This is a genomic window from Saccharopolyspora sp. ASAGF58 (assembly GCF_012277335.1).
GTDB lineage: Bacteria > Actinomycetota > Actinomycetes > Mycobacteriales > Pseudonocardiaceae > Saccharopolyspora > Saccharopolyspora hattusasensis.
Window position 1 is genome coordinate 4,091,911 of the sequence record NZ_CP040605.1, and the last position, 14,634, is coordinate 4,106,544.

General features: G+C 64.2%; 14 protein-coding genes and 1 pseudogene. 6 read left to right on the forward strand and 9 right to left on the reverse strand.

Annotation, left to right across the window (positions count from 1 at the left end):
* Positions 1-54: 54 nt before the first annotated feature.
* Positions 55-414, reverse strand: coding sequence for a hypothetical protein (locus tag FDZ84_RS19630; RefSeq protein WP_168587101.1), 360 nt, complete (start codon positions 412-414; stop codon positions 55-57).
* Positions 415-580: 166 nt separating this feature from the next.
* Here FDZ84_RS19630 and FDZ84_RS19635 point away from each other — a divergent pair, with 166 nt between their 5' ends.
* Positions 581-1,348: a GntR family transcriptional regulator gene (locus FDZ84_RS19635; RefSeq protein ID WP_168587102.1), complete on the forward strand. Its 768-nt coding sequence runs from the start codon at positions 581-583 to the stop codon at positions 1,346-1,348.
* A 21-nt stretch (positions 1,349-1,369) separates the two neighbouring features.
* Positions 1,370-2,038 (forward strand): YdcF family protein, encoded by a 669-nt coding sequence (locus FDZ84_RS19640; RefSeq protein WP_168587103.1) that lies wholly within the window; start codon positions 1,370-1,372, stop codon positions 2,036-2,038.
* Between the two features lie 670 nt (positions 2,039-2,708).
* Here FDZ84_RS19640 and FDZ84_RS19645 read toward each other — a convergent pair.
* Entirely contained in the window at positions 2,709-3,965 is a 1,257-nt protein-coding gene (locus FDZ84_RS19645) for a hypothetical protein (protein ID WP_168587104.1), read from the reverse strand.
* Between the two features lie 126 nt (positions 3,966-4,091).
* Here FDZ84_RS19645 and FDZ84_RS19650 point away from each other — a divergent pair, with 126 nt between their 5' ends.
* Positions 4,092-4,532 carry a hypothetical protein gene (locus FDZ84_RS19650; RefSeq protein WP_168587105.1) on the forward strand — a complete coding sequence of 147 codons (441 nt, stop codon included), beginning with the start codon at positions 4,092-4,094 and terminating at the stop codon, positions 4,530-4,532.
* A gap of 518 nt (positions 4,533-5,050) precedes the next feature.
* A pseudogene (locus FDZ84_RS19660) lies at positions 5,051-6,221 on the forward strand (transposase).
* A 1,174-nt stretch (positions 6,222-7,395) separates the two neighbouring features.
* Here FDZ84_RS19660 and FDZ84_RS19670 read toward each other — a convergent pair.
* Positions 7,396-8,316, reverse strand: coding sequence for an EamA family transporter (locus FDZ84_RS19670; RefSeq protein ID WP_168587108.1), 921 nt, complete (start codon positions 8,314-8,316; stop codon positions 7,396-7,398).
* An 82-nt stretch (positions 8,317-8,398) separates the two neighbouring features.
* On the opposite strand from FDZ84_RS19670, the gene FDZ84_RS19675 reads away from it, so the two are divergent.
* Positions 8,399-9,307 (forward strand): LysR substrate-binding domain-containing protein, encoded by a 909-nt coding sequence (locus FDZ84_RS19675; protein ID WP_168587109.1) that lies wholly within the window; start codon positions 8,399-8,401, stop codon positions 9,305-9,307.
* Positions 9,308-9,438: 131 nt separating this feature from the next.
* On the opposite strand, the gene FDZ84_RS19680 is transcribed toward FDZ84_RS19675, so the two are convergent.
* A complete protein-coding gene (locus tag FDZ84_RS19680; protein WP_168587110.1) occupies positions 9,439-10,065 on the reverse strand; it encodes a LysE family translocator in 627 nt (208 codons plus the stop codon).
* 52 nt (positions 10,066-10,117) lie between these two features.
* Positions 10,118-10,363 carry a hypothetical protein gene (locus FDZ84_RS39010; protein ID WP_246868285.1) on the reverse strand — a complete coding sequence of 82 codons (246 nt, stop codon included), beginning with the start codon at positions 10,361-10,363 and terminating at the stop codon, positions 10,118-10,120.
* 369 nt (positions 10,364-10,732) lie between these two features.
* Here FDZ84_RS39010 and FDZ84_RS19690 point away from each other — a divergent pair, with 369 nt between their 5' ends.
* Positions 10,733-10,873 (forward strand): hypothetical protein, encoded by a 141-nt coding sequence (locus FDZ84_RS19690; RefSeq protein WP_168584108.1) that lies wholly within the window; start codon positions 10,733-10,735, stop codon positions 10,871-10,873.
* A gap of 271 nt (positions 10,874-11,144) precedes the next feature.
* Here FDZ84_RS19690 and FDZ84_RS19695 read toward each other — a convergent pair whose 3' ends face one another.
* From FDZ84_RS19695 to FDZ84_RS40025, 4 genes are all read right to left on the reverse strand, one after another.
* Positions 11,145-11,966 carry an LLM class F420-dependent oxidoreductase gene (locus tag FDZ84_RS19695; RefSeq protein ID WP_168587111.1) on the reverse strand — a complete coding sequence of 274 codons (822 nt, stop codon included), beginning with the start codon at positions 11,964-11,966 and terminating at the stop codon, positions 11,145-11,147.
* Between the two features lie 422 nt (positions 11,967-12,388).
* On the reverse strand, positions 12,389-13,657 hold the full coding sequence (locus tag FDZ84_RS19700; protein WP_168587112.1) for an IS4 family transposase: 1,269 nt from the start codon (positions 13,655-13,657) through the stop codon (positions 12,389-12,391).
* Positions 13,658-13,739: 82 nt separating this feature from the next.
* The gene (locus FDZ84_RS19705; protein ID WP_168587113.1) at positions 13,740-14,438 is read right to left on the reverse strand and encodes a class I SAM-dependent methyltransferase; all 699 of its coding nucleotides are present in this window, start codon (positions 14,436-14,438) and stop codon (positions 13,740-13,742) included.
* 56 nt (positions 14,439-14,494) lie between these two features.
* Entirely contained in the window at positions 14,495-14,629 is a 135-nt protein-coding gene (locus tag FDZ84_RS40025; RefSeq protein ID WP_256413546.1) for a hypothetical protein, read from the reverse strand.
* Positions 14,630-14,634: the final 5 nt, after the last annotated feature.

Consider the following 14,634-nt stretch of genomic DNA (forward strand, 5'->3'; position numbering starts at 1 on the left):
GGGCAATCATCGGGCAGTGGATCAGGCCACCACGGCATGTCTTGTTGCAGCATCTCAGCCACCGAGGGGGGTCAGGCCGTGGGCCTTGAACGAGATCCCCGACGAGTACCGGCCGTTGCGCTCGGTCTGCCACGGGCTCGTCGTCGCGTCCACGAGCTGGACGTAGGTGCCCTCCTCGAAGCCCTCACCAGGGTCGACGGTCAGGGTCACCTTGATCTCTTCGCCCTTCTCCGCGAACTCGCCGGGCTGCGGCCGCTTCTTCGCGAACAGCGACACCACGAACTGCTGCACGCCCTGACGGTCCGTCACAGCCTCCGCCACCCCGTTGTCGTTCTCCCGCATCTTCACCGTCGGGGCCTCCGTGATCATCAGCTTGTAACCCTGCATGTTCACCGGGATGTTCTTCAGTGCCATCACTGCCTCCGAGTAGCTCTGGGTGGCCTACGCGACCTATTAGGTCTACATCTATTAGACATCAGGCCTCGACGGTTGTCAATAGATGTACATCTATTGACTTGTTGGACGCTGCGCTGGCGATAGGAGTACGGTTATCGCCGCAGGTCAAAGGGAGGTCACAGGCATGGGAACCGGTTACAAGGAGGTCGCTGCCGAGCTACGGCAAGCGATCGAGGGAGGGGAGTATCCACCTGACTCGACCCTCCCCAAGCAGAAGGAGCTTGCCGAGCGCTATGAAGTCAACCTCGGCACGGTGCGCAAAGCCATCGCGGCCCTTGAGGCGGAGGGGCTTGTCACTCCAGTGCGTCGACGCGGCACTGTCGTCCGGAGACGCCCGCCGATGCGGAGGCTTGGCGCAGATCGGTATGCCAAGAGCAAATGGAAGTTCGGCAACGTTGTTGCGTTTGCTGCGGACCGTGAAGCTTCAGGTCGTGGGTGGAAGCCGCAGGATCAAACCAACAAGGTCCGGAAGATCGAGGCAGATCAGGAAGTGGCTGACGCACTCGGGGTGGAGGCTGGAACACCCGTGTACGAGCGGGCCCGACTTGTCAAAGATCGAGGAACGCCGACCCACACCTTGACGAGCTACTACCGCCCTGAGGACGTTGAAGGCACCCCCTTGGTCGACCCAGCGGAAGGGCCAGCGGGGCGTGGCGGCGGATTCGCGGTCCTGACCATCCAGGGGCTAGAACCCGACACGATCACGGAAACCGTGTACGCGAGGATGCCGACCCCCGAAGAGGCGGGGACCCTAGAACTTCCGGCAGGCGAACCAGTAATGATCTTGAACCGGGCGACGTGCACCGCGAGCGGCCGTGTGGTCGAGTTCGCCCGTGGTGTGCACTCGGCATCACGGTTCGCCTGGTCGTACACGTTCAAGATCCCCGACTGAACCGAGAGCGCGAGAATCGCAATGAACGCACCGACAGTAGGCATCCCTGAAAACGTTCGGGCGGATGTGGAGCGGTTGTGGAACTACCACGACCTTCATCACGAACTTCGAGACTGCGACGTGGGCGTCGGCCTGGGCAGCCATGACCTTGGCGTTGCCGACCATATCGTCGACCTCTACCAGGCCGGGAACTTTCCGCTGATCGTTTTCACCGGCGCGAACGCACCGACAACCGTAGGACGGTTTCCCCGGGGAGAAGCCGTGCACTACCGCGAGCGTGCCCTTGAACGCGAGGTTCCGGACTCGGCAATCCTGGTCGAACCGCAAGCGACCAACACAGCCGAAAACATCGAGTACACCCGGAGACTGTTGGCCGCAAAGGATATTGCAGTCGGCTCGATCCTGCTGGTGTCGCGGCCCTATCAGCAACGCCGAGCGTTCGCTACGGCGAAGAAGATTTGGCCAGAGGTCGAGATCGTCTGTAGCTCGCAGCGCCTGCCGCTGGACGAATACGTGCGCGCCATTGGAGACGCCGACCGCGTGATCAACATGCTCGTGGGGGACACCCAGCGCATCACGGTCTATGCCGAACGCGGTTTCGCGATCCCCCAGGAAGTTCCAGTCGAAGTCAATGCCTCGTACCGCCGACTCATTGATGTCGGCTACGTCTCCAGGCTTGTTCGGGACTAGGGCTGCTGTCTGCCGCACAGCTGTTGCACCAGGCCCCAGCCCACGTGTGTTTAAACTTTCTCTACTTCATCAAGGGCGGCCCCTGCGGGGCCGCCTGCCTGCTGTATGCAAGCCCGGACGAGGCCGCCGACCTTCCTGTATGCAAGCCCGGTCAAGCCGCCGATGGCCGGCCGGGCGTGCGGCTCGCTGCGCTCACCGGTCCCGGCCGGCCATCGGCGGCGACCGGGCGCGAGCGGAAAGGTCGGCGGCCTCGTCCGGGCGCGAGCGGAAGGCAGGCGGCCCCGCAGAAGCCGCCGAGATGGAGATCTTGAACCGTAGGCTCCCAACCGTACGTGGTCACCTGGGCGAGCCTTCGCAGAACGGTGCTGGGCGCGTCGCCAAGCTGGGCACCTTACCACTCCAGCATGGTGCCGAGCTATCGCGTACCGAACGGGGTTGCCTGCTTGTGGTCCCGATCAGAGACCCCACTTTATCCTCAAGGATCAATCGGAAATGACCGTAGTCGACGCCGAATTATCAGCGTTTGCAATCGGAATCTGCGCAGGGAAGAGGCGTTATCCGCAACTGTCCGCAAAGGGCCGGAAGTAAGATTAGCTACTATCTTAGATAGTAGCTAATTACAAGGTCTTTATCTAAAATGCATACTGCCCCAGTTCGGTTCGTCGAACGACTACGCGGATGGCTGCTCTTGGGATTCGGCAGTTGCAGCTGCTGCCCTTGCGTCCGCAGGTAACTCCGAAGATTGTTTGCCGTTCACGTACATACGTGTTGCGGTTTGAAGAAGGACGCTATGTTGCATTTCCTGCGGGAGCGGCGAGATCATCGCACCGATGGTGCTGTGTGTAATAGCAGCGTCATCCAGATCCCATGATCGCTTTCGATGTTGCCGCGCTTCTAACGTCGCATATACGAAAATTGGACTTCCAATTAGTGGGGCGAGTATTCGCAGTACTGCGGCAAATGTATTCTCCACGGGTTTAAATATGGATATAATGACAACCGTGACAACAAGTACCGAAATGATGACGCCTGTTACTATTGCCGTAGCTGACCAAAGCCGTGCGCTCCGCACCTCCTTATTCGCGGAGTTTGTGTAGTAACTAGCTATGGTATCGTTCGCCACTTTCGAAGCCGCCAATTTCGATTGGTCGAGCAGCTTCTCAATTTTCTGAACGTGTAATTCAGCTGATTTGCGCTCCTCTTCGCGCGCCACGCCCACGGCTGTGTTTAGTTCTTCTCTGGCTTCAGCTAATACCCTAGCACGTTCCTCTGTGAGTGAGCTCAACTCTGCTCTGAAGTGGACTGATTGTTCTTTTCTAAGCTCTTCCGCAGAAGTTCTGAGGTGTTCGAGTCTGGCAGTCTCGGCGTTTAACATAGACTGGAAATCGTGAAGCTTTTCTGTGGCAGTGCGTGCAGAATGGTTTAACTCGGCCGATTGATACTCAGCGCGGTCGATAATAGTCAGGATACGCGCCCGCTCTGACTCTGACATTACTAGGGTGCTCTTCAAGAGCTCATGCGTGGCAGAGTTTATGCGGCGCGCAGAACTTTGAATTTTCGAAACCTGGACGTGAATTACCTCAAATGAGAAATCGCTAATTTTAGACAGCGAGATAAACTGCTCTGTTGCAACTTTACAAGATTCGATAATGGTGGCGACTGAGTCGGATTCCATTGATATGGTTCGCGAACTCTCAAGCGCATCCTGGGCGTTGCGAAGAGCTTCGCCGAAATCGGCAAAAGAAGGCAGAATCGAAATTTCAATTGTGTCCGATTTGGTTTCTCGCTGCTTTCGGAGGCTCCGCATAGCAATTCGCGCCTCTTCAAGTGCGGCTAACGCTAAAGTGACTGTTCCGTTTACTGAACTATTCTGGGTCCGGCTGGTCTTGCGAACGCTCGCACGGTCCCGTTCACTTGATGTGCTCACCTGTTGTCCCTAGCTAGATCCTCGTATCGCCAGCTAGATCACAGACAGAGGGCACAATGTTACTTATTGTGATCAGTTTGTGACTCGGTTAGGTCGGCAGCACGACAAGACCCGGCGGTGCCGACTATGGGCAAGCGCACCACGGTGTGTGCTCCGGAGTTCGGCCTCTTGGCCTTGCCCGCCACCGGGCAATTTGCTTCGCATCGGGTCGTGGGAGCAGGGAAGCGATTGCCAATCTATTGCCAAAAATCCTCCGCAAACGACAGCAAACGACAGCAGGCAAGACGGGATGAGCAACTTGCGTTCGCGCAGGTAGTCAAAGGTGTTGGCAGGCAATGGCAGACGTTGTTGACCACGGAAACGAGATCCGCGGGTTCAGGGTTCGGCCGCCCTGGTTTGTTGCGGCAGGAGGTCGACAACACCAAGACGACTCAAGATCATCTCCATGCTTTACCCGCACAAAACCCTGTCGAACGTCGGCAAACAACGTGCCCTTATGGCGTGTGCGATTGTGAAAGTTGCTGGCTATGTCAGGTGATGGCAGACAACGGGGGAGTGGTCTCATGACCCGTCAGGTCGTGGGTTCAAGTCCCACCTGCCCCACAAAACCCCAGGTGAAACACGTGTGGGGAAAGCGCAGAGAGATCATCTCCACGCCTTCCTGAGCGGCCGACTCGTCAAAGATCGAGGAACGCCGAGCCCCACGTTGACGAGCTACTACCGTCCTGGGGACGGTGAAGGCACCTCCTTTGGTCGACCCAGCGGGCGGGTCGGCGGAGCGTGGTGGCGGGTTCGCGGTGCTGGCCATCCAGGGGCTGGAAGCCGACACGATCACGGCAACGGTGTACGCGAGGATGCCGATCCCCGGAGAGGCTGGACCCTAGAACTACGACAGGCGAACCGGTCATGATCTGCCCCGGCGCGACGTCAGACCGGGCAAGACGGAGCACGAGCTCGCTGTGGTTTCAGCAGATAACGGCCGGTTAGTCCACACGTTCGAACGAGTCCGGGTATGGCGGGTTGTGGAGCATCATGTGCGTACTGCCCGGGCCGGTGAGGACTTCTCGTCGGTGCGGCGGGTGGGGATGGATGAGACCTCGGCTCGCCGGGGCAGGACTACATCAGCCTGTTCGCCGATCTCGACACCGCCCGGGTGCCCGCCCTTCGCCACCGAAGGCCGCGACGCCGCCACGGTCGAGCGGTTCGCCGCGGATCTGGCCGCCCACGGTGGCGACCCCAAGAAGGTGCACACCACCAGCTCGGACATGAGTGCGGCGTTCATCGCCGGCATCGGCGAAACCCCACGCGCGGCTGACCTTCGACCGGTATCACCTGGCGGCCAAGCTGTCCGAGGCCGTTGACGCGGTACGGCGGACCGAGATCGCCACCCGTCCCGAGCTCAAGCACACCCGCTGGCTGTGGCTGAAGAACTGGTCCAACCTCTCGGTCACGCAGCGTCGCGAGCTGCAACAGCTGATGCGGCCGTCGGCGCAACTGGCCACCGCGCGCGCCCTGCGCTGGCGGGAAGACTTCCAAGCCTTCTACGACCAGGACCCCAGCTACGCCGCCGAGTACCTGCACGGCTGGTGCGCCGGTGCCAAACGCTCCCGCCTGCAACCCATCAAGGACTTCGTCGACCACGAGTCGCCGGGATCAAGGATCTGCTCGTCCGGGCACTCGAATGCTGACCCAAAGGGCAGCCTGATGGGTTCAAGGAGTGACGAGCCGAGCTGGTGTCGTACTGTGACCGCCGTGAACTCACCTAGGGATTTGCAGCTCTCCGATGACGGCAAGTGGGAGCCATACGACGTGTCCGGCGGTGCCTCTGACCTGACTGATGTCGGGGACTATCTGGAGTCGCAAGGGTGGAGTCCATACCTCAGGCTCGGCGCTGGGGAGTGGGCGAGCCTGAATCTGCTCACCTGGCAACGCGACCAGGATGGCCGCAGCGAGTACCTCATTGCGGTCAGCAATCAGGACCAGACGTCGGAGTACTTGAAGGTCAGCAGCTTGCCGACGCTGATGGATCTGCTAGCGCGTTGGGCTCCAGCGGTTCAGGCCGCCAGCATCGCCGACGTGGTTCAGGACCTCCATGAACCTCTGATCGAGCATGAGGGCATCGTGGAGACCATTGCCGCGCGCGCCGTGTGGGGTGTGCAAGATCGGTTGCCGAGGCTGCGTAGCTACCGGCAGACGTGGGACGCCGCCGAGGCTGAAGCCAGGGCAACGCGTCAGGAACCTCTTGCGTCTGATTGAGTTTCGGTCTTTTGCGTAGCCGCTTCGGTGTAGCGTCATCTAGATCCATCTAGATCGCGCCGACCTCGTGTCGGACAATGGCTAAGCTCTTTGAATGTATGAAAAGAGCCGTCCCGGAAATACCGGCGGGGCGGCTCTTTGTGTCCCACTCAGCTTCGATCGACAGCGCGAGCGAACGAGCTCCACCACTAACCCGGCGACACCTCCAAAGCCGCCGGGCCAACGCCTTTCCCGTGGCGTCGTCATTGCCTCCACGCCCGATCGCACCCACTCGTCCAGCTGCGTGTAGTCCTCGCACAGGTACTCCCGGGCCTGCAGGACGAGCTCCAACTTGTCGGCGTCTCGCAAGCACTTCGACGGTCCTGGCCGCTCATTCCTGGGGAGGAACGGTCATCTCGGATGCGGGACCTTCCCCGAATGTCACCGGTATGGTTTACGTCGCAGCTCGTGCACCGGACGCCGGCGAGGACTACGCCGCCCTCGCGGCACGGTTCCCGCAGCCGCTTGCGAAATCCGGGATCGTCAAATTCGCCGACTTCGAACAACTGAGCCAGGAATCCTCCTGCGCGATTTCGCCGGCGACGTGCCCAGAAGTCGCGCGCTCGGCCTTTACGCCGTGCAGCGCCCCATATCGAGTTCGCTGTTCTCGTCGAAGACGAGCGTCGCGGCGTGAAGGCACAAACCGACCTGGTACGCGGTGTCGAAGAATGACAGAATCACGACGCCTGATCTTGAAAGGTTCCTCGCTGCGCGCATGGGGGCGACGACCATAGAACTCGACTCCAGCCACCTGCCGATCTGTCGCACCCCGAAGCGATGGCGGATCTCATTCTCAACGCCGCAGGTGTTCGCCCCCCGGGTTCACTCGGCGCCATCGCCCGCGCCGGTTCCCATGAACCACCCCGTGACCGGCTGAGCCGGCCAATGGTCCGTCGGGCAGTACCGGTCGAGGTGTCGTCCTCGTGGGTCTTTCGGCAGCGCGCCGGTAGACCCTTGCAGGCTGTTGCCCGAGGGGCTGCGGGCTCAGCGCTTTTTCTCAGTAGGCGACGGTGAAGTGTTGCTCGTTGCGGGGGTTCTCCAGTTCGTCGAGGACCGCTACCGCGAGGTCTTCTGCCGAGATTCGGGACGCGCCCTCCTCAGCCGACCATGCCGGTGGCTCCGATTACGGCGATCTTCATCGAGCAGTCCTTTGCGCGGTGAGGTTCGGAAGTGGGGAGCGGGTTCGCGGCGAGAACTGGCCTGCGGCGATTGCGGCGAGCGAGAGCGCGAAGCCGAGCAGTTGGATCGGGCCGAGCATCTGATCGAGCAGGAGGACTCCGAGTAGCGCAGCAGCCATCGGCGACAACAGGCCGAGGAGGGCGACCGAGGTGACCGGCAACGTGGTGATGCCGCGGAACCACAAGACGTAGGCGGCCAAACCGCCGACCAGGCCCAGCCAGAGGTAGCCGAGCGCGGCCGTCCCGTCGATCGCGGGCGGTGGCCCCTCGAACAGGAACGTGACGGGCAGGAGGAAAAGACCGCCGGCGGTGAGTTGCCAGCCGGCGAACGCGGTGGGGCTGGCTTCCGCAGGACGACCCCACCGCTTGGTTAGCGTTACCCCCAGCGCCATCGATGCCGCGCCCGCCAGGCCCGCCAGGATCCCGGGGACGTCGAACGCCGCATCCGGACCGATCACCACTAGGCCGACGCCCAGTACACCGACCACCCCCCAGCCGAAGCGCCAAGCCGAAGGATGCTCGCCGAGGACGGTCACTGCCAGGACTGCCACGATGAGCGGCTGGGCCGCAGCCAGCGTGGCGGCAACGCCTCCTGGCAGGCTTTCGGCCGCCACGAACAGCAGTGGGAAGAACATCCCTATGTTCAGCACGCCGAGCACCGCCGCCTTCGCCCACCACGTCCCGTTCGGCAGGGTCCGCGTGATCACCAAAGCGATCAGCCCTGCGGGCAACGCGCGCAGAAGCCCTGCGGACATGGGATTTCCTGGGGGTAGGAGCTCGGTGGTGACCACGTAGGTCGTGCCCCACACCATGGGCGCGAGCGCCGTCAGCGCTGTGCGGGCTGCAGTGCTCCCGCTGCCGGAGGTCGTCTGGTTCATCACGATCTAAGTCTCATTCGACCTGCATCAATGAGTCCAATACATGTTTGTCAACTGATCCATCTCGATGCACGATGGATGGATGGAGCTCCAGCAGATGCGCTACGTCGTCGCGGTCGCGGAGACGAGCAGCTTCACCCGCGCCGCCGAGCGGTGTCTGGTCGTCCAGTCCGCGCTCAGCCACCAGATCGCGCGCCTGGAACGGGAACTCGGCGGCAAGCTCTTCGAGCGCAACAGTCGTCGGGTGCGGCTCACGCCTGCCGGTGCAGCATTTCTCCCCGCCGCCCGCCAATGCCTGGACGCTGCGGAGCGCGCGGCCGCCGAGGTCGCAGCGGCCCTCGGCGAGGTGCGCGGGCGGCTCACCGTTGGCGTGATCCCCACCGTCGCCGCGGTGGACATCCCGGCCGCGCTGCGCGAGTTCCGCAGCCGGTACCCGCACGTGCGCATCGGCCTGCGCGTTGGCGGCAGCGAGAAGCTCGTCGAGCAGGTCAGGCAAGGAGCCATCGATGTCGCCTGCCTCGGGCTGCCGACCACGGCCCGGCCCCGCGGTGTCCGCGGCCGGGAACTCGCCCGAGATCGGCTCGTTGCCGTGGTCGCGCCCGGGCATCCCCTCTCGGAGGAACCGGAGGTCGACCTCCGCCGGCTTTCATCCGAGGTGTTCGTGGACTTCACGGCCGGAACCGCCGGCCGTGCCCAATCCGACCAGGCATTCTCGGCGGCGGGCCTTGACCGCGATGTCGCCTTTGAAGTGCAGGCCCCCGATCTCATGGCGAAGCTCATCCGGCAGGGCCTGGGCATCTCCATGCTCCCGTCCACCTACGTGCCGCAGCTCGCCGGCGTGCGCGCCATCCCGGTGTCCGACGCACCGGCCCGCGTCGAGCACCTGGTCTGGAACGACGTCGGCTTGACACCCGCGGCGAAGGCCTTCCTGGCCGTCCTCGACACCTCGGCCGAGCACCTGGCGGAGCGAACCGAGGCGCGCCCGCATTGAAGAACTCGGATTGTTCCTGGTCAGGGTCGTGCGGCCTACCGGGAGGCGCTCGAACTGGTGGGTACCGAACCCGAACGCGCGCATCTGCGGCGCAGGCTGCACGAGGTTGAGCAGACCGACCCGTGACGCGGTCAGCGTTGTTCGGTCAGGGCCATACGGATCCCGAGACCGATGAGGACGGTCGCCGTGATCCGTTGGCGCCACCGGGCGAACCTGGCGTTCCCCGCGAGCTTCTTCGACATCGCTCCGGCCGTGGTGCTCAAGGCGCAGTCCCACAGCACCGACAGCGTCGCGAGCAGCGCTCCCAACACTGTGAATTGCCCGAACACCCAACCGTTCTCGGGGTGGGCGAACTGGGGGAGGAAAGCCAGGAAGAACACCGCGACCTTGGGATTTAGCACGCCGGTGACCAGGGCACCGGGGTACAACCGGCCCGGGCGCGCTCGGGCCGCAACGACGTGCTCGTCCTCGCCGCCGGATCGCCAGGCCGCGATTCCCAGCCACACCAGGTAAACCGCTCCCGCGATCTTCACCGTCGTGAACGCGGTCGCAGAAGTCGCCAGCACCGCGGACAATCCTGCCGCCGCGGCTGCCGCGTGCAGCAGTGTCCCGGTGTTCAGGCCCAACGTGGTGACCACGCCTGCTCGCCGACCGCCGCTGGCGACCCTGGCAAGCACCAGCGTCTGACCAGGTCCGGGCAGCAGCACGATTGCCGCTGCTGCGGCGAAGAATCCGGTCAACGTCGCTACGTCGAACATGCCGCCAAGCTCAATGTGTGAATAAAGAACTAAACACCCTCCTGAGCGCACTCTACGTGCTCGTCGACGACCACGTTGTTCCCGCCCGCACAGGGACTCGGACGCTGGCGACGACCTCTGGCCGTCGTTTCGTGCGTCGTGCTTCCAGCAGGTTCGGCAGGGTGCTCTCCGCGAGCCGGCCGCCGGTGCCCTCGCGTTCCGCTCGATCCGCGACCTTGAGGCGGTGGGCACGCTGCTCGTCGTTGTCGGCGACAGCCTTGGTGTCGACGAGAAGCAGACCCGCGACCCGTTGCGGCACGGCCCGCGAAGGTCGCCACCTGGCCGTGAGTGCTTTTGGGTGCCATAGCACCGAAAAACGCTCACGGGCCTTGGTCCTGCACCGCGCACACCCAACCGTCCGATGTGGACACCGCACGACCGGCTGACCAAGATGTCGCGACCGCTTCCGCCGGCGGCTCGGGCGGCGCGGTGAAGAAGATCATGTGAAGTGGCGTGGCCCCGAGTCGAGGGCATGAGCGGAGGGCGTCCAAGATCAATGTGTGAGCAAAGAACCTGGACACCCTCCTGACCGCACTCTATGTGCTGATCGACGATCACGTTGTAGAGCGCGAAGTAGACCAGCACCGCCGACAACGAGATGTGCGGTTCGGGGAGCGGCTCCCCGGCGATGCGCATCAGCCAGTACGACACCAACGTGACCACGGGCACGATGAGCAGGATCGGCGCGTACCAGGCCCGCTTGATCCTCGAAGCGTCGAAGGCACTTCGGAGCAGCCTGCGTACCCCGCCGCTGTCGTCGTTGCGGTAAACGAGGATCACCGCCGCTACCAGCGGACACGAACTGCAGGGCGCTCAACGGCATGTTCGCCGGAAGCCGCACGTCGGAGAGCTCGCCGAGGAGCGTGAACGGGGCCCCGAGGACGAAGACCAGCGCGAAGAACGTCCACGGCGACCTCGACCAGGACGTCCTCACGCAAGACTCCCCCGATCGTTCTACTCAGGACGGGAGAATCCTCCTGCTGTGCCTTGGCCCGCACATCGGGGAGAAACCCCGATGCGTCCCGGGTTGAGTCCTGAAGTCAGCGGAGCGCTTCGGCGAGTGCGCGGTAGGACGGCAGCGGGTCGTCGCCGAGGGCTTGGATGCTCACGTGGTTCGCGCCCGCATCCAGGTGCGCGTTGATGCCTTCGGCGATCTCGGCCGCGGTGCCGTGCAGGGCCACAGCGTCGATCAGGCGGTCGCTGCCGGGTGGCGCGAGATCGTCGTCGGTGAAGTCGAAGCGGCGCAGGTTACGGGTGTAGTTGTTCAGGTTCAGGTACATGCCCACCGAGGCGCGACCGGTGGCGCGGGCCCGGTTCTGGTCGGTGTCGACCACGACCTTCTGCTCCGGGGCGAGCAGCGGTGCGTCGCCCAGGATCTCCCTGGCCCGCCTCGTGTGCGCGGGAACCGTCAGGTAGGGGTGCGCTCCCGCGGCCCGGTCGCCGGCGAGCTCGAGCACCTTCGGGCCGAGCGCGGCGAGCACCCGGTCGGTCTTCGGCACCCCGGCGGCGTCTAGCTGGTCGAGGTAGTCGACCAGCGCCTGGTACGGCCTGGTGTAGGTGTCCGTAATCTCGCGGTGCCCGGCGCCGATGCCGAGGACGAACCTGTCCGGGTGCTTTGCGACGATCCGCTGGTACGACGCGGCGACGGCCTGAGGGGCGGAGTTCCAAATGTTCACGATCCCGGTGGCGACCGTGATCGAGTCGGTGGCGTCCAGCAGCCGTTCCGCCAGCGCCAGGTCCGCGGGCGGCGAGCCGCCGATCCAGATCGTGCCGTATCCGAGTTTCTCGACCTCGATCGCCAGTTCGGGGTCGAGTGCCGTGGAAATCCGCCAGATGCCGAGCTTGCCGAGGGTTGCGGTCATGTCACTGGCCAACGGAGGTGGTCGGCCAGGCATTCCCGGTGTCGCCCGACCGGGTCACTGCCGGCGGCGGGCCTTCATGACTGCGGCCAGACCGCCGTCGACGACCGTGAGGACGGCCATTCCGATCACGCCCGCCGGGGAGCGCTGGTCCGGTAGTGGTTGGGGCCAAGGGCCGGTGAGTGTTTTTCGGTGTCCTAGCGCAATGCCGCTTAGCCTATTTTGATCATGCTGCTGTGTGGGTGAGTTGGATGCTGGGCGGGCTGTCGTGGCGGGTTCCGGTGTCGGTGGGTTTTTTGACTCGGTAGGCGTTGTGGCGGCCGCGTTTGATCACGCGGGGGTAGCTGCGGTGGCGGCGGCGGGGATTGAGGTTGCGGGCGGCGGTGATGTCGGAGGTGATAGCGGCCAGAGATCGTTTCTGGTGTTCAGGGGGAAAAAGCCGCCGGATCGGCGATCCGGCGGCGGACGATGCGGACGGTGCGGGTGAATTTGACCCGGTCGGGGTCGATGTCGGCTTCGGTGGCCGCCCGGCAGATCAGCGCGCTGATCGCGTAGTGGGTGAGCAGGTAGCCGTAGAGCTCCTGGCGGACCATGTCGGGGCTTTTCGACCGCAGCACTCTTCCCGGTCCGCGCAGGACGGTTTTGATCTGTCCGTTGGCGGTTTCGTGTTCCCAGCGGTGGTGGTAGCTCTCGGCCAACGCCGCCGCCGGCGCTGCGGTGGGGTCGGTGATAGTGGTGATCAGCCGGATCAGTTCGCCCTTGCCGTTGCCGTCGCGGTCGGGCACCGTGTATTCCACGACCCGCACAATCCTGGCCTGATCAGGAGGGAGATCCTCGCCGCGGGCGGCGGCGTCGATGAGCGCTTGCCGTGCCCTGCCCCGGATTTTCGCCTCGATCAGCACCGAGCGGTAGGAGCCGTCATACAGCGATCCCAGCACCGGCAGCCTCGTGTTGGACTTGACGCGCCACAATAGCTCCGCACCCGTGTCAGCCGCGGTGCACCAGTCCTGCCAGGTGTAGAAGTTGCGGTCGGCGATCAGCAACCAGCCAGGCTGCAGGCGCCCGTACAATCGCCTCGCCAGGGTCTGTTCCCCGCTGCCCTTGCCGGTGACCCCACCGATTTCAGCGTCCACCATCGCATGCGAGCCGCACTCGCTGACCGACACCACACGGACCTTCGGAAACGCCGACCGGCTCTCCCCCGAGCCGCCGTATCCGAACTCCGCGCCGTTGGCCTTGGTGTCCGGTGCATCCCACTCGAACCCGTCGATGGCCATCAACCGCCACGGCCCGAGAAACGCACCCCGGGTCAGCTCCCCGGCCACCGGGACCGCGACCCGGGCGAACAACTCCGCAAGCGGCTCGGCCCCCAACCGCTGACGAGCCTGGGTGATCCCACCCGAAGTAGGCAGACTCCACTGCTGATCCCAGCAGCCCCACGCCGCCAGCGTATCGGTCAGCCGGGCCGCGACTTCCTCATAATCCTCCGTGGCGAACAACGCCATCGCCATCACGAAATACACCATGACGTGCGGCGGAAGCTTCCCATCCGAGCGCTTGGCCTGCCGCCCCGCCGCGACGATCACTTCATCGACCACATCCCGAGGAACCGACGAGGCCAGCACCCCCAGCGAAACCAGATCCGTCAACCGGGCCCCAGCCACCACGCCATCATCCACCACACCCGAGATCATCCCCGCCACCAACAACAAGATCAACTCAAGCTAAGCGGCATTGTGCCATAGCGCCCAAAAGCACTCACAGGCCACGGAAGGATCAGCCGTCCTTGCGCCAGACGTAGGCGGCGGAGATCGGGTGGTTGCGGAAGCGTTCCCACTTCGGCTTCACCGCGACCCACGCGTCGTCGATCACGCCCTCGTGCAGCTCCGCCAGTCGCCAGCCCGCCGCCAGCGCCGCCGCGACGTGGTCGCTGACGAGGTGCACGTTGGTGGTGATGGCCACCGATTCGCCGGCGCTGTTGGTGTAGTGGGTGGGCATGCCCGAGGTCATGATGAAGTGCGGGTGGAACGTCACCAGGACGAACGCGGCCTTCGGCGCGGCCAGCCGCCACGCCTCTCGGTACAGCGGGTTCAGGTCGTCGAGGTGCTCGTCGATCAGCGAGGAGATCACCAGGTCGTAGGCGGAGTCCGCCAGGCCGGTGGCCGCGACGTCGGCCTCCACCAGCCGGTCGTGGGCGCCGCGGCGCTGCGCTACGGCGAGCATCTCGGGGGTGAGATCCACCCCGTCGATCGCCGGAACTCCCTTGCCCCGCAGCCACTGCCCGGTCCGGCCGGTCCCGCAGCCGAGGTCGGCGGCCCGGGTGACGGTCGCCCACGACGGCTCCTGGAGCTGGTCCAGCAGCGCGAGGTCCATGACGTCCTCGACGGTCTGCTCGTAGTTGGTGACCCACTCGCCGTACCCGGTGCGCACGTCAACGGTGCGATAACCCCGCGCGTCGAAGTCCCTGAACTCCATTGCACCGATTATTCCGCCGGTGCTCCCGCCGCGAAACACATTTTCCACCGGCCGGTTCAGCGCAGGGGGAAGCCGGCGTAGTTCTCGGCGAAGGTGGTGGCTGCCGCGGTGGAGGTGCGGAGGTAGTCGGACTGGGAGCGTTGCAAGCGGCGGTCGAAGGCCGCGGCCGGGCCACCGAAGCGGTGTGTCATCGACG

What these genes read in the sequence shown, in the direction of transcription:
- FDZ84_RS19630 (WP_168587101.1), bottom strand. Translation starts at nt 414, where the DNA reads ATGGCACTGAAGAACATCCCGGTGAACATGCAGGGTTACAAGCTGATG.
- FDZ84_RS19635 (WP_168587102.1), top strand. Translation starts at nt 581, where the DNA reads ATGGGAACCGGTTACAAGGAGGTCGCTGCCGAGCTACGGCAAGCGATC.
- FDZ84_RS19640 (WP_168587103.1), top strand. Translation starts at nt 1,370, where the DNA reads ATGAACGCACCGACAGTAGGCATCCCTGAAAACGTTCGGGCGGATGTG.
- FDZ84_RS19650 (WP_168587105.1), top strand. Translation starts at nt 4,092, where the DNA reads ATGGGCAAGCGCACCACGGTGTGTGCTCCGGAGTTCGGCCTCTTGGCC.
- FDZ84_RS19670 (WP_168587108.1), bottom strand. Translation starts at nt 8,316, where the DNA reads ATGAACCAGACGACCTCCGGCAGCGGGAGCACTGCAGCCCGCACAGCG.
- FDZ84_RS19675 (WP_168587109.1), top strand. Translation starts at nt 8,399, where the DNA reads ATGGAGCTCCAGCAGATGCGCTACGTCGTCGCGGTCGCGGAGACGAGC.
- FDZ84_RS19680 (WP_168587110.1), bottom strand. Translation starts at nt 10,065, where the DNA reads ATGTTCGACGTAGCGACGTTGACCGGATTCTTCGCCGCAGCAGCGGCA.
- FDZ84_RS19690 (WP_168584108.1), top strand. Translation starts at nt 10,733, where the DNA reads ATGCGCATCAGCCAGTACGACACCAACGTGACCACGGGCACGATGAGC.
- FDZ84_RS19695 (WP_168587111.1), bottom strand. Translation starts at nt 11,966, where the DNA reads ATGACCGCAACCCTCGGCAAGCTCGGCATCTGGCGGATTTCCACGGCA.
- FDZ84_RS19700 (WP_168587112.1), bottom strand. Translation starts at nt 13,657, where the DNA reads ATGATCTCGGGTGTGGTGGATGATGGCGTGGTGGCTGGGGCCCGGTTG.
- FDZ84_RS19705 (WP_168587113.1), bottom strand. Translation starts at nt 14,438, where the DNA reads ATGGAGTTCAGGGACTTCGACGCGCGGGGTTATCGCACCGTTGACGTG.
- FDZ84_RS40025 (WP_256413546.1), bottom strand. Translation starts at nt 14,629, where the DNA reads ATGACACACCGCTTCGGTGGCCCGGCCGCGGCCTTCGACCGCCGCTTG.